The organism is Paludisphaera sp. (genome assembly GCF_037189885.1).
Classification (GTDB): Bacteria; Planctomycetota; Planctomycetia; order Isosphaerales; family Isosphaeraceae; genus Paludisphaera.
In genome coordinates this window covers 13,760-28,232 of sequence record NZ_JBBCIR010000076.1, presented here as the reverse complement: position 1 = coordinate 28,232, position 14,473 = coordinate 13,760, and the positions used below count along the sequence as shown (strand labels likewise).

The window sequence follows — 14,473 nt, the reverse complement described above, 5'->3', positions numbered from 1 at the left end:
GACGCATGGCCGGTGGCCGGGGAGTTCTGGGCTGGGGGAGAATATCGACGAATCCTTGTCGGTGCACCGTCCAAAGGACACCCGAGATCGTTCGCTCGGTCAGGCGTTCATCGGGTCGCGAGCTCCTCGAAGGGCAGCGGAAAGGCGTCCCATAGCGGTGGCCGAGACGGCCAGCATCAGCGCATACACGGCGGCGGCGAACCAGTAGGGGGCCGAAGGGGAGACCCGATCCAGCAGTACGTTCGCCAGCATATAGCTGACGATCCTGGCCAAGGTTTGGATCGAAGCCAACGTGCCGAACACCGCCCCTTGTTCCCCACTGGGCGTGATGCGCGAGACCAGCCCGGTGATCGCTGGCGTGAGCAGCCCCGACCCGGCAGAGGCCAGGATGATCGCCACGGCGAGCGGGACGACGCTCGCCCCGGAGAGTGACGCCGCGATCACGAATCCGATACCCGCCAGGATGCCGCCGGCCAAGATCAGCCGCGCTTCCCCGAACCGGGGGACCAGCGAACGGATGAGCCCCCCCTGGACGACCGCGGAAACCAGCCCCGCCGCGGCGAACGCGTACGCCGCGTTTCGCTCCGGCCAGCCCATCCTACGCTGGAGATACACCGCGAACGTCCCTTCGAAAGCCGCCCACGCCAGGATCGACAGGAACGCGAGCAACGCTAGCACGCCCACCCCCTTCAACCGGAAGAGGTCCAGGAGCCCGCGCCACGACACGACCCTCGCCCTGGACTTCGGCTCGCTCCCTGCGGAGAGGCTCTCCGGGAGCCGGGCGATCACGAGGGCAAGGGCCACCGTCGAGAACCCCGCGGCGGCCAGGAACGGGATGCGTAGCGACCAGTCCGGCGAGACCGGCAGGTCGACGAGCAGACCCCCGACCAACGGCCCGAGGACGAACCCCAGACCGAACGCCATGCCGATCATGCCCATCCCCCGGGCACGGTCCTCCGGCTTCGTCACGTCGGCGACGTAAGCCTGGGCCACCATGATGTTCCCGCCGGAGAACCCGTCGAGCATCCTGCCCAGCAGCAGGGTGGGAAAGTCGTTGGCCAGCCCCATGATCACGAACGAGAGCGCGGTGCCCGCCTGGCTGAAGACCAGCACCGGCCGACGCCCATAGCGATCGCTCAGCCTTCCGAGTATTGGCCCGGCCACGAGCTGACAGATCGGGAAAGCCGCGAAAAGCAACCCAAGCTGCCAGCCGTCGAGCTTGAACCGGTCGCCCAGGAACCCCAGCAGGGGCATCACCAGCGAGAAGCCCATCAGGTCGATCAGGACGATCAGGACCACCAGCCCCAGCGCGGACCGCGGGGGCCTCGCGGCCGGCCCTCGCGGGGCGACATTCCCGATCACATCTCCGTTCATCTTCATGCGAATCCTGCTCACGACGATGTTGCTTCATCCGCCGACGACTCGTCGCCTCTCGACGCCCGGGCGCGGCCGGCCTGGGCGTTCAACTCGGCGAGCAGCCGCTGGTGCGCCACGACGACGGCATACTCGACGACGAACGCCACCGCGTTGAACCCCAGCGCGAACGACGCCCCGGCCAGGTGCAGCGGCGCGTAGGCCGCCCCCCGAGTGTCCGCGGCCGCGCCCGCCCAGGCCGCGATCGCGACCGTCGCCGCGCCGCCCATGATGAACCGGCTAACGCGTCCCTTGTTCCGCCTCGCCTGCCCGACCAGCCAATCCGGCAGGTCGTAGGCCAGCGACGCCTCCTTCACCCACCGCGTCGTGGCGATGAAGTAGGTATAGACCATCGAGTGGATCACCAGCAACGCCAACACCGTGAACAGCGACGCCACGAGGTGTACGCCGCCCCACGCCCCGACCCTGCCGCCGGGCAGGGTTGACGCCGCTATCCCCGTCGCGAAAGCCGCCGAAAGCAGCGAGACCCCCGTGACCGCCAGCACCAGATAGAGACGAATCATCCGAGCCCAATCAATCCTACCTTCGATTCACCGCCGGGGTATCCGCCCGCGAGAGTACCACACTATCGGGTCGCCCGCCCACCATGCAACCGATCCGGCCCTCTCGCCCGGCGACTGGCCCCGTGGCCGGCGCCGAGATTGCTAGAGACGCCTTCCATGAGCATGACTCCCACCGCCCGCCCTTCGCGCCTGTGCCCCGAAGCCCCGCCGCTCGAAGCGAAGGGAGCCGGGCTGCGTTACACGAGCGACGAGAGCCCGGGGATCGGACGTAGGCGGTCGGGCAAGTTGTTCCGCTACTTCGACGAGAACGGGAAGCCGATCCGGGACGAGGCGATATTATCCCGGATCAAGGCATTGGCGATCCCGCCGGCCTGGACCGAAGTCTGGATCTGCCCGTCCGAGCGCGGGCACATCCAGGCGACCGGGAGGGACGCGAAGGGACGGAAGCAGTATCGCTACCATCCTCGATGGAGGAGGCTACGCGACGACGCCAAGTACGGCCGGATGATCGCCTTCGGGCAGGCCCTACCGCGTATCCGCGAGGCGACCGACGCCGATCTACGGCTCCCGGGCATGCCGCGGCGCAAGTTGCTCGCGACCGTCGTCCAACTCCTGGAGTTGTCCCTCATCCGCGTCGGGAACGAGGAGTACGCGAGGACGAATCGGTCGTTCGGCCTGACCACGATGAGGAACCGTCACGCCACGGTCGACGGCGCGTGCATCCAGTTCCGCTTCAAGGGCAAGAGCGGCGTCAAGCATCAAATCTCAATCAAGGACCGGCGGCTAGCCCGCGTCGTCTCACGATGCCAGGAGCTGCCCGGCCAGGAGTTGTTCACTTACATCGACGACGATGGTGCCCCCCAACACCTGGACTCGGAGGACGTCAACGACTACCTCCGCGAGATCTCGGGGCGGGACTTCACCGCGAAGGACTTCCGCACCTGGGCCGGGACAGTCCTGGCCTCGATCGCCTTGCGGGAGTTCGAGAAGTTCGACAGCGAGGCGCAGGCGAAGCAAAACGTCGTGAGGGCAATCGAGCGGGTGGCCCAACGCCTGGGCAACACGCCTAGCGTCTGCCGCAAGTGCTACATCCATCCCGCCGTCGTCGACGCCTACCTCGAAGGCTCCATTCTCGAAGCCCTCCGCGCCCGCGCGGCCCGCGTGGCGTCCCGGTCGCTCGGGTCGCTCAAGCCGGAGGAGGCGGCGGTGCTGGCCCTCCTCCAGAATCGGCTCGCCCGCGAGGCGTCGGAGCCGAGGAAGGCGGGTCGAGGCTGAGCGGGACGCGAGCCGCCGGGCACGCCGGACTCCCTCGCGGAGCGCGGGCCTCCCCGGCGCCTTGCATCCCTCTGGCTCGCCGGCCTTTAATAGCTCGCGGACATGCTGAAGTTGAAGTACCGCAGGGCGTCCCCCTCGGCGTACATGACGGGGAAGGCGATGTCGAAGCCCAGGGGGACCGGCCCCAGGGCGGGGATCATCAGCCGCAGGCCGGTGCCGACGGAGACGCGCGCCTTGCTGAAGGTGTAGTCGTTCTCGACCGTGCCGAAGTCGGTGAAGACGACCTGATGGACGGTGTCGGCGGCCGTCCAGGGGAACTGGTATTCCAGCGATCCCAGGGCCATCATCACGCCGCCGACCGGGACGCCCAGGGCCTTCGGGCTGACCGTGCGATACTGGAATCCGCGAAGGCTGCCGAAGTTACCGGCATAGAAGCGCTCATAGACCGGCAGCGAGTGCGTCGCGATGCCGAAGTGGCCGCGGAGGGTGAAGAACCTCTTGCCGGAGCCGTCGGGGCGGCTGCCGGTCGTGTAGTGCATGCGCCCCTCGGCGTCGAACTTGGACCAGGTGTAGTCGCCCCAGCCCTGCTCGAACGAGAACTCGGCGTACTGGCCCTTGGTCGCCATGAACGGGCTGTTGCGATTGTCGAACCGGAGGCTCGGGCGGAGCGAGGCGAGGAACGAATGCCCGCTGGCCGCGAGGTACTGCGCCGGCGCCGGGTTGCGATAGCCGTAGAAGTTGACGTCCTCGACCCGCATGGCGACGTCGGCGTAGGTGCTGGTGCCGAACTGCCGGCCGAGCGAGAATCGGCCGCCGCCGCGGGCCTCGCTCCAGTTGGGATAGAGGCGGTTGAACATGTAGCCGGCCGCGGCGCCGCCGATCGGCATGCCGAAGAGGTAAGGCTCCCGGATGCTCATCTGGAAGCGGTTGATCAACGTGCCGGGCTGGAGGTCCATGCGGAACTCCTGCCCGCCGCCGCGGAACGCCGTGCCGTTGAAGATGTCGTTGAACGAGCGCGGGACGTTGAAGAGGTCGAAGTTCTTCTCGTAGACCGTGACGTTGCCGAAGAGGCCCTGGAAGCTGCTCGCCGCCACGCCCACCATCAGCCGGCCCGTGGGGGCTTCCTCAAGGGTGGTCACGATGTCGGCATAGGAGCGGTTCGGGAACGGGTCGTTTCGGTCGGGGCCGACGTCGGTCATGTTCAGGCCCGGGATGCTCGGGAACGACCCGGGGGGCTCGCCCGACCCGACCGGCGGCTGATCGCGGCCGGGGACGGCGGCCCCGGGCGCCCCGATGACGGGGGGACCCGCCGGCGCGGGGACGGCGATCGGGGGCACCGTGTTGGCCGGCGGGCTGAAGAAGCTCCCCCCCGATCCGAACGGACGCAGCGGCGACAGCCCCTCGTCGACGCCCAGCCTCGATCCCTCCGGCGCGGGGACCAGATCCGGCACGTCGTCCTGCATCCGGACGGTCGGTGTCGGCGCCGACGTCTTGGTCGGGGTCGCCGCCGGGGCGGCCGGCGTCGGCGCGGGAGTCGCCGGAGCCTCGTCGGCTCGGGCCATCCCTTCGAACAGTAAGTCGTCGGCGTTCTGCATGCGGGCCCCGGTCAGCTCGCTGAGGAGGCTGGGGAGCGGATCGTTGTACGGCTTGTCGTGAGGGCGCTCGTTGACGATCTTCGCCTCGATCAACCGGCCCATCTCGGGGTTGGTGTTGAAATAGCCGAGGTTCGCCAACCGCTTCTGCGCCAGCGCGAGGCGGTTCTGGTCCAGGACCTCGCCGGGGAGGAGCCCGGCCTGCCAGAACTCGCGGAGGATCACATCGCTCCGCGTCCGGCTGTTGCCCCGGATCTTGATCTCGCCAAGCGTGAAGGGCTGGCTCTCGTCGATCTTGTAGACCAAGTCGACGATGCCAGGTTCGTTGGTGAATCGCGGCTCGGCGACGACCTGTGTCTTGATGCAGCCAAGCTCGTAGTATCGGTTGAGCAAGGTCTGGCGGTCGGCGTCGCGGACGACGTCCAGGAACGGCTTGCCGGAGTGGAGCTGGAGCCCTTCGCGGAGTTGCTCTTCCTTGAGGCGTTGGTGCCCCTCGAACACCAGGTCGCGGACGTGATAGCGGACGCCCTCGGAGACGACGAAGGTCAGGTGGACGTCGCCCAGGTTCGCCCCCGGGCGGGTGACCGGCGTGACCTTCACCTCGAAGTAACCCTGCGACTGGTAGTAGTCGATCAGCCTGCGGGCGTCCTCGTCGAGCATCTCGCGGTGATATCGCCCGCCGAGCGAGCCGATGATGGGCCGACGGCTGGTGATCTTCGTCCAGAGCTGGGCGTCGGTCGCGAAGACGTTCCCCTTGAAGTCGATGGAGGCCAGGTGGAACCGGTCCCCCTCGAAGATCTGGATGACGACCTCGGTGTCGCCCGGGTCGCCCCCCTTCAGGAGCGTAACCTGGGCCAGCTCGTACCCCTTCTCGACGTAGAGCCGCTCGATCTGCTGGACGGCCAGCCGGGTGCGGGTGGGATCGGCCCGGTTGCCGACCTTCAGCCCCGTGTTCTCCTCGATCTCCTTCTGCGAGACCTTCCGCCGGCCGCGTAGCTCGACTTTCTTGAGGATGGGCATCTCCCGGACGCGGAAGATCAGGACGATGTCCCCGGATCCGGGCGGCTTCTCCTCGTAGAACGGCTCGACGTCGGAGAACCACTTGGTCCCGATCAGCGTGCGGAGGTCCGCGTCGACCTTCTGCTGGTCGTAGGGGGAGTTCGCCTTGCTGAGCAGCTTGCCGCGGATCTTCTCGGCGGAGATGCTCGCGTTCCCCTCGATCCGGACCTCCACGACGGTCCCCTTGGGGGGGGCCTGGGCGCGGACGACCGCCGGCGCGAGGAGCGTCGCGAGGAGCGTCGCGAGCGCGACGAGGGCGCGGGCGCCGCCGGGCCGCATCGGGTGTATGACGTGGGCTTCGATGAGATTTCGCTCCACCGGATCCGTCCCTGGCGCCGGAAGGCGTCTGGCCACTTGATACGTCATGAGCGATCGCCCGGCGGCCTCGCGCCACGCCCGAGGGCGCGGGAGCTTTGGCGGCGCTTCGGTCGATCATCCCAGCAGAAGTTGAGGGCGGCGACGATCGCCCCCCCATCCAATCCGGACATGCGCTCAAAGGATGTGTCGCGGCCCGGCCCCTCCTCGGGGCCCATCGGATCGGGCCTCGCGCCCTTCCTGGTCGCGACCGCCCCGACATCCGCGCGAGCCTGCTTGACGAAGACGTGACAGGCGGGGGCTTTTTACTCAAGTCCCGCCGGGCCCGCAAGGCCGAATGGCGAGGAGCCCGCCGACGGCGGCGCTCACGACATCTCGTGCCGGGGCTTGGGATCCTTGAAGCGGAGCCGCAGCGGCGGGTTCAGGCCGTAGGAGAGGGCCAGCAGCTTGATCGGGTGGAGGGTGCGCTTGGCGACCCCTTGTTCCATCTGGATCCGACACGCCCCGCATTCGGTCGACCCGATCTCGATGTCGTCGTCCATCATCCGGCGGTGCAGGCCCCGGCCAGCGCGAAGGCTGGCCCGGAACTGGTGCCGGCGGAGGCCGAAGGTCCCCCCCATCCCCGAGCATCCCCGGTCGATGAACTCCACGTCCATCTCCGGGATCTTGCGCAGGAGGTCGAACCCCGGCAGGCCGACGTCGAGCGCGCGCAGGTGGCAGGGCTGATGGTAGCCCACCCGCGCCCGCACCGGCTCGATCGGCGCGGGGAGCTGCCCGCGCGCGTCCAGGCCCTGGAGGTACTGGCCGAGATCCATCGTGGCGCGGGCGACCAGCTCGGCGTCGAGGTCGTCAGTGAGCTTGACGTACTCCTGGCGCAGCATCAGCGCCGCGGTCGGCTCGGAGCAGACCACGGTGTAGCCGTCCCGGACCGCGTCTCCGAGCACGCGCAGGTTCCGCAGGGCCAGCTCGCGGGCGTGGTCCACGTCGCCGACGACCAGCGGGGCCATCCCCGCGCTTCGCTGGGCGGTCGGGACGTAGACGTTGACGCCCGCCTGTTGGAGCACCCCGACGACCGACTCGGCCAGTTCCTGGTCGTAGTAATTGGCGTACAGATCCACGAAGTAGACGACGCGCGGGCCCGGTCGCGACGGCCTGGGCCGGCTCAGCCCCAGTCGCGACGCCCGCCTCGTGAACGGCGTGCGGCGGACCGGCGGCAGGACGCGACGCCGCGAGACGCCCAGGGCCCGCTCCAGCAGCCAGCGGGCCCCACGCCTCGACATCAGGAAGTTGGAGGCGATCGGGAACCGGCTGGCGAGCCGGGCCCACATCTCCAGCCGGGAGAAGATCCAGTCCCCGGGGGCCAGGCCGTGGTCCTCGACGAACGCGGCCTTGGCCTCCATCACCAGGCTCGACACGTCCACGCCCGCCGGGCACTCCGGCTGGCACATCTTGCAGTGGATGCAGGAGCCGACGATCGCGCGGAAGTCCGCCGATCCCCACGCCTTCGGGTCGTGCAGGCCGGCGGCGAGCCGGCGGACGAGGTTCGCGTGGGCCCGAGGGGAGGCCGATTCCTCGCCGTACGCGCGGAAGCTCGGGCACATCCGGGTGGTCGGCTCGCGGCTCCGGCAGGCCCCGCAGCCGTTGCAGGCCGACGCGACCGTCAGCATGTCATCCCCGGGCCAGCGTAGGACCGGCAGGATCGGCGACGCCGGCGGTGCCGGCGGCGGGAGGGGAAGGGGGGGGAAGGCCTTCGGCGCGGGGGGGGTGGCGCGGAGGTCGTCGACGATGATCCCGGGGTTGAGCAGGTGGGTGGGGTCGAACGCGTCCTTCACATCCCGGAACACGCGCGCGGCCTCGCCGAGCTGGCGAGGCAGGAGCGACGTCCGCGACCGGCCCAGGCCGCGAGAGGCGGCCACCGTCCCACCCGCCTCCAGCACGACGGAGAAGAACTCCGACGCCATGTCGTCGAGCCGGGCCAGGGCGTCGGGATCGGCCTCGCCCGGGTCCAGGAACGGCCGCATCCGGATCCGCCCCTCGGCCGCGAGGACGTCCAGGGTCCACGTCAGGTCGCGACGGCGCAGCACGTCCTGGAGGGCGCGGATGGTCGGGGCCAGGCGCTCGACGGGGACCGCCACGTCGTCCACGATCGTCGAGGGCGCCGACCGGCCCCGGCCCCGCAGGAACAGGGGCTCGATCCGCCGCCGCAGGCCCGCCAGCCGCTCGCAGTCGGCCCGGCGCTGGAACACGACGGGGTCGGCCGACAGCAGGCCGGTGCGGCGAGCCTTCTCGATCAGCAGCCGCGCCCGATCGGCCACGTCGACGGCGGAGTCCCCCTCGAACTCGACCACCATCAGCGACTCGACCGATTCGCCGACGTGCTCGGCGATCAGCGGCTCGGCGTCCCTCGCCAGGCTGACCGAGCGCCAGTCGAACAGGTCGCAGGCCGACGGCGCCGTGTCGCCGCCGGTGAGGAATGGCACGCAGCCAGCGGCCTCCACGAGCCGCGCGAAGGGGAGGACGACCGTCACGGTGGCGGCCGGGAGCGGGACCGTCCGCAGGGTCGCCCGGACGATCATCGCCAGCGTCCCTTCCGAGCCGCAGAGGAGGCGGGCCATGTCGACCCCCTCGTCGGTCGCCGCCGCCGTCGCGTAGCCGGCCCTGGCGCTGAAGTCCTCGCCGGCCCGCCTCGCGTCGCGCGCCGGGAGCCGGTGCTTGTAGACGCGCTGGAGCTTGCGGACGACCAGGCGCTTGTAGTCGGCCGGCTCGTCCTCGAAGTCCGGCCAGGGCTCGAAGCCGACCTCGGCCGACTCCCCCTGGGCGAAGACCACGCCGAGGCGGTCGACCCATCGGCCGGTCGGGCCGAACCGGCAAGATCGCGCCCCACGCGCGTCGACGCCGATCGCGCCGCCGATCGTCGCGGCCTCGGAGGTCGCCGGCGTCGGCTCCAGGCGACGGCCCCGGAGGGCGAGTCGGGCGTTCAGCGCGTCCACCACCACGCCGGCCTCGGCCTCCACGCGGTCCTCGTCGATGGCGACGATCCGCCGGAGATGGCGGCTGAAGTCCACGATCAGGCCGTCGCCGATCGCCCCGCCGCCATGATCGGTCGCGGCCCCGCGGGGGTGGAGCGTCAGGCTGTTCTCCGAGGCGTACCGGGCGAGGGCCGCCACGTCCTCGGCCGTCCGCGGGGCCACCGCCCCGAGCGGATCGACTTCATGCGGCCCGGCTCCAAGCGCGTACGGGGCCCGGAGCAGGGGCTCGAAGTAGAGGTCCCCGGCGACGATCCCGCGGAGGTCGTCATGGATGCGGGCTCGGCGTTCGTCCACGTCGGGGATCGGACCTCGATGGGGGGCGGCGGGGCAAGGGGCTTACGTCGATCCCGCGCCGGGCTCGACCGCCACGGCCGAGACTTCGAGGCCATCGGACGCGGCGGGGCCGGGGTGCCCAGGACGATGGCGCTCTCCCGCCCAGTGGTCGAACATGCGATACCGCCCCCCGGGGTTGTTCCCCGGGCCCCTCACCTGGGCGAGGCAGCGGTAGCAGGCCACGAGGTCCGGCACCCGGCGATAAAGAGCCATGTCCAGCAGCACCGACGCGCCCAGCGCCAGGTAGGCCGGCGACGGCCTTTCATAGTACCAGAAGACCAGGGCCACGGCGATTCCCGTGATCACGACGGCCAGCCCGACCGCCGTCGAGAAATCCTTGCGGGCGTAAAGGTCCGTTCCCCCGCACATCGGGCAGGCGAGCAGCCCCCCCGCCGCGTCGAACGCCTCCGCCGGGAGTTCCCGAGAGGAGCCGCAATGGCGGCAGGCGGCGTGGCCGGCCGACTCGACGTCGGCGGTATGGTCGATCATCCGGCACTCGGGGCACTCGAAAGTCAATTCCATCGGGCGACTTCACCTCCGCGAGCCGGACGACGGGCGGCCCATCGGGCCGGGCCCGTCGCCATCCACGCCTGCAGATCTCGAGACGACTTACAGTGGACCCTACACCGACGGCGGCCGGGCGTGACGCCGACGCGCCGGGGAGGGTCAGCCTCGCGACCCGGAGATCAGCGACATGACCTCGGCGCGGGTGGCGGGGTTGTCCTTGAACCCCCCGCGCACCGCGCTGGTGACGAACAGGGCGTCCGGCTTCTGGACGCCCCGGATGGTCATGCAGCTGTGGCTGGCCTCGATCACGACGGCCACCCCGCGGGCGTCCAGCTCCTTCATCAGCAGGTCGGCGACCTCCTGGGTCAGCCGCTCCTGGAGCTGGGGACGCTTCGCCAGGACGTCGACGACCCTGGGGATCTTCGAAAGCCCCACCACCTTCCCGTCGGGGATGTACGCGACGTGGGCCTTGCCGATCACCGGCAGCAGGTGATGCTCGCAGAAGCTGACGAACCGGATGTCGCGGATCAGGACCATCTCGTCGCACTGCTGGGTGAATAGCTTCCGCAGGTGGACGCGCGGATCCTGGCCGAGCCCCTGGAAGACCTCGGCGTACATCCGGGCCACGCGGTCGGGGGTCTCCAGCAGCCCCTCGCGCTCGGGGTCCTCGCCGACCGCGAGGAGGATCTCGCGGACGGCCCGACGGATGCGATCCATGTCGAAGGGTCGGGTGGGCGTGTTGTCGTCGCGCTCGGGCATGGACGGCGGGCTTTCTCGGAAGATGGACGGGAGGGGTTGCAACCGGACGCAAGCCGCGACAATTCCACGACTTGCACCCGGAGCAAGGACAGATTGTAGGAGCGGGCGGGCATGAAATCAAGGCCGGTGGATCGGTTCAGTTGGCGCTGAAGGGGGGAGGGAACGAGCGTGCCTGTGGTAGCGACGGCGTCAACTCGGCGAGCCACCCGTCGAGCAGGAAGATCCGGGCCTGGACGTCGGGCTCGGCCAGGAGTCGCTGCTTCCGGTCGGCGTCCAGGGGGAGCGAGTGGGCCATGACGTCGGCCAGGGCGCCGAGCGACTCGGCCGCCTCCAGCAGCCGGAAGAACTCGTCGTCGAGGCCGGCCGCCGCGGCGATCGCCTCGCGGAACCGGCCGATCAGGGCCTTTCGGGCCGCGGCCTCGTCGAGGGGCCCGCGGATCTCGTCCTCCATCGCGACGGCCTCGGCGACGCGGTAGGGGAGTTCGGGCTCGTCGACCTCCCCCAGCAGCCGGACGCGCCGACGCCCCAGCAGCAGGAGGTTGAAGCGGCCGTCCGGCAGGCGCTCGTGCCGGATGATCCGCCCCAGGCAGCCCACGACCTCGATCGAGGGCCTAGGCGACTCGTCCCCCAGCAGGCGGACCATGGCGATCAGGCGGTCGCCCGCCAGCGCGTCCTCGGTCATCCGGCGGTATCGCGGCTCGAAGATGTGCAGCGGGGCGACCACGTGGGGGAACATCACCACCCCCGGCAGCGGGAACAGCCGGACCCGGCCCGAGGCCCCCTTGAGATCCATGTCGTCCATCGCCCCATCTTGACAGCCTCCGCCGCCCGACGCCACATTCAATCCTCGGGACCCAGGGCCGCTCGGGGGAGTCGCATGGCGAGGAAGAAGCTGAAGGATGCCGGCCCCGAGGCCCGGGCGGGCCGCGTCGTCTCGCTCCTCAAGGAAGCCTACCCCGAGGCGACCTGCGCCCTGGTCCACGACGGCCCCTTCCAGCTCCTCGTCGCCACGATCCTCTCGGCCCAGTGCACCGACGCCCGGGTGAACATGGTCACGCCCGAGCTGTTCCGCCGCTTCCCAGACGCCGCGGCGCTCGCCGCGGCCGACCGCGCCGACGTGGAGGAAGTCGTCCGCTCCACGGGTTTCTTCCGGGCCAAGGCGAAAAACCTCCAGGAGATGGCCGCCGCGCTCCTGGCGGACCACGGCGGCGAGGTCCCGCGCGACCTGGACGCGCTGACGGCGCTCCCCGGCGTGGGCCGCAAGACGGCCAACGTGGTGCTGGGGACCGCCTTCGGGCTGGCGACCGGCGTGGTCGTCGACACCCACGTCAAGCGCCTGGCCTTCCGGCTGGGCCTGACGACCCGCCTGGCCCCGGAGCAGGTCGAGCGCGACCTGATGGCGATCGTCCCCCGCGAGGAGTGGGTCGACCTGAGCCATCGCCTGATCCAGCTCGGCCGCCGCTCCTGCCTGGCGCGCAAGCCTCGCTGCTCGACCTGCCCCATGATCGCCCACTGCCCCCGGGCCGGCGTGACCTCGTCCGCGTGAGCCCGCCGACCTCCCTACCGGAACGCGGCCCCGGCCGCTATCATGGGGGCCAGAACAGAGGGACCAGGAGCCGAGAACGGCCGAGGATCGGACCACGCCATGCACATACTCGACATCTTCGACGCGAACCCGACCACCTTCAGCTTCGAGTTCTTCCCGCCGAAGTCCGACAAGGCGTCGGCCGACCTGTTCGAGAACATCGCCCAACTCCAGGAGTTGCAGCCCTCGTTCGTCTCCGTGACCTATGGCGCGGGGGGCTCCACCCGCGAGCGCACCCACGACCTGATCGTCCGCATCCAGCAGCAGACCAACCTCACGGCCGTCTCGCACCTGACCTGCGTCTGCCACCAGGAGGAGGAGCTGGCGGCCATCCTCGACCGCTACGCCACCTCGGGCATCGAGAACATCCTGGCCCTCCGCGGCGACCCGCCCAGGAACATCGAGGGCTACGACCGCGCCAGCGACGCCTTCCAGTACGCCGACCAGCTCGTCCGCTTCGTGCGGTCGCGGCCGGCGGGGGATCCTCGCGGCTTCGGCGTGGGGGTCGCCGGCTTCCCCGAGGGGCACCCCGGCACGCCCAACCGCCGCGAGGAGATGGACAACCTCAAGCGGAAGGTCGACGCCGGCGCCGACTACATCTGCACCCAGCTCTTCTTCCGCAACGACGACTTCTACGACTTCCGCGAGCGCTGCGACCTCGCCGGCGTCAGGGTCCCCATCCTCGCCGGGATCATGCCCATCACCTCGCGCGAGACCATGTTCCGGATGTTCGAGCTGGCCCTGGGCGCCCGCGTCCCGGCCAAGCTGCTCCGCGCCGTCGACCGCTGCGCCGACAACGAGGCCGTCGCCAAGGTGGGCGTCCACTGGGCCACCGAACAGTGCCGCGACCTGCTGGACAACCAGGTCCGGGGCCTGCACTTCTACACCCTGAACCGATCCGACGCGACCCGTCGGATCTACGAGAACCTGGGCGTGAAGGACTCCGTGGCCCTGGGCGGCCGACGCCTGGGCTGACCCAGTCGGGACGGGGCGACCGCATGGACGACCTCGCGCGAAGGCTCAAGGAGCAGGCCCTGGCCCTGGGCTTCGACCGCGCGGGGATCGCCCCCGCGCGAACCCCGCCGGACTACCCCCGGTTCCTCGCCTGGCTCGAGGCCGGCCGCTCCGCGAGCATGGACTACCTCCCCAGGCACGCCGAGGCCCGCGGCCACCCGGACGCGATCCTCGAAGGGGTCCGGTCGGTGGTCATGGTCAGCATGGTCTACGGCGGGAGATCCGACCGGCCGGGCGTCGGCAAGGTCGCGAGCTACGCGATGGGGGAGGACTACCACACGGTCCTGCGCGGCCGGCTGGAACTGCTGGCGGAGTGGCTCCGCGAGCGGGCCCCGGGCGTCTCCGCCCGCGCGGTCGTCGACACCGCGCCGCTGCTGGAGCGTGACTTCGCCCGCCTGGCCGGGCTGGGGTGGATCGGCAAGAACACCCTGCTGATCGACCGGAAGCTCGGGAGCTTCACGTTCCTCGGCGCGCTGCTGACCGACGCCGAGCTGGAGCCCGACGCCCCCCACGCCGCGTCCCACTGCGGGAGCTGCACCCGATGCCTGGACGCCTGCCCGACGGGGGCCTTCGTGGGCCCTCATGAGCTGGACGCCCGTCGCTGCATCAGCTACTGGACCATCGAGCACCGGGGGCCGATCCCCGACGAGGCGGCCGGGTCGCTCCACGGCTGGACGTTCGGCTGCGACGTCTGCCAGGACGTCTGCCCCTGGAACCGCAAGGCCCCGCCGGCGTCCCTCCCCGAGTTCGCCCCCCGCGCGGAGTGGGAGGAGCCCGACCTGGTGGAGTGGCTGACGCGGACCAACTCGCAGTGGAAACGGCGGCTCCGCGACTCGTCCATGCGCCGGGCTGGCCGAGTGGGGCTGGTCCGCAACGCCGCGATCGCCCTGGGTGCCGCCGGCAGGGCCGACGCCGTCCCCGCGCTGGCGGATCTCCTGGACGATCCCGGAGAAGACCCGACGATCCGCGACGCCGCCGCGTGGGCGCTGCGTCGGATCGGCACTGCCGAGGCGCGGGCGGCGCTTGAGGGCCACGCCCGTCGCGACGCCGCCGACGACTGACGTCGCC

At 70.5% G+C, this 14,473-nt stretch carries 11 protein-coding genes; 4 read left to right on the top strand and 7 right to left on the bottom strand.

What is annotated here, in order from left to right; translation table 11 throughout:
• Positions 1-99 precede the first annotated feature (99 nt).
• Positions 100-1,374 (bottom strand): MFS transporter, encoded by a 1,275-nt coding sequence (locus WG209_RS20435; RefSeq protein ID WP_337176943.1) that lies wholly within the window; start codon positions 1,372-1,374, stop codon positions 100-102.
• Between the two features lie 17 nt (positions 1,375-1,391).
• Entirely contained in the window at positions 1,392-1,937 is a 546-nt protein-coding gene (locus tag WG209_RS20430; RefSeq protein ID WP_337176942.1) for a hypothetical protein, read from the bottom strand.
• A gap of 156 nt (positions 1,938-2,093) precedes the next feature.
• Between WG209_RS20430 and WG209_RS20425 the strand changes: the two genes are divergently transcribed.
• Positions 2,094-3,212 (top strand): hypothetical protein, encoded by a 1,119-nt coding sequence (locus WG209_RS20425; protein WP_337176941.1) that lies wholly within the window; start codon positions 2,094-2,096, stop codon positions 3,210-3,212.
• Between the two features lie 86 nt (positions 3,213-3,298).
• Here WG209_RS20425 and WG209_RS20420 read toward each other — a convergent pair whose 3' ends face one another.
• The 5 genes from WG209_RS20420 to WG209_RS20400 form a co-directional block, all read right to left on the bottom strand.
• Positions 3,299-6,181 carry a POTRA domain-containing protein gene (locus WG209_RS20420; protein ID WP_337176940.1) on the bottom strand — a complete coding sequence of 961 codons (2,883 nt, stop codon included), beginning with the start codon at positions 6,179-6,181 and terminating at the stop codon, positions 3,299-3,301.
• Positions 6,182-6,543: 362 nt separating this feature from the next.
• The gene (locus WG209_RS20415) at positions 6,544-9,501 is read right to left on the bottom strand and encodes an FAD-linked oxidase C-terminal domain-containing protein (protein WP_337176939.1); all 2,958 of its coding nucleotides are present in this window, start codon (positions 9,499-9,501) and stop codon (positions 6,544-6,546) included.
• Positions 9,502-9,543: 42 nt separating this feature from the next.
• The gene (locus WG209_RS20410) at positions 9,544-10,062 is read right to left on the bottom strand and encodes a hypothetical protein (protein WP_337176938.1); all 519 of its coding nucleotides are present in this window, start codon (positions 10,060-10,062) and stop codon (positions 9,544-9,546) included.
• Between the two features lie 144 nt (positions 10,063-10,206).
• Positions 10,207-10,806, bottom strand: a complete 600-nt coding sequence (gene folE, locus WG209_RS20405; protein WP_337176937.1) for a GTP cyclohydrolase I FolE — start codon at positions 10,804-10,806, stop codon at positions 10,207-10,209.
• 136 nt (positions 10,807-10,942) lie between these two features.
• Entirely contained in the window at positions 10,943-11,608 is a 666-nt protein-coding gene (locus tag WG209_RS20400; protein WP_337176936.1) for an LON peptidase substrate-binding domain-containing protein, read from the bottom strand.
• A gap of 75 nt (positions 11,609-11,683) precedes the next feature.
• On the opposite strand from WG209_RS20400, the gene nth reads away from it, so the two are divergent.
• The 3 genes from nth to queG all read left to right on the top strand — a co-directional run bounded on the left by nth (position 11,684) and on the right by queG (position 14,466).
• Positions 11,684-12,352 carry an endonuclease III gene (gene nth / locus WG209_RS20395; RefSeq protein WP_337176935.1) on the top strand — a complete coding sequence of 223 codons (669 nt, stop codon included), beginning with the start codon at positions 11,684-11,686 and terminating at the stop codon, positions 12,350-12,352.
• A 99-nt stretch (positions 12,353-12,451) separates the two neighbouring features.
• Positions 12,452-13,366 (top strand): methylenetetrahydrofolate reductase [NAD(P)H], encoded by a 915-nt coding sequence (gene metF, locus WG209_RS20390; RefSeq protein ID WP_337176934.1) that lies wholly within the window; start codon positions 12,452-12,454, stop codon positions 13,364-13,366.
• Between the two features lie 23 nt (positions 13,367-13,389).
• Entirely contained in the window at positions 13,390-14,466 is a 1,077-nt protein-coding gene (gene queG, locus WG209_RS20385) for a tRNA epoxyqueuosine(34) reductase QueG (protein WP_337176933.1), read from the top strand.
• Positions 14,467-14,473: the final 7 nt, after the last annotated feature.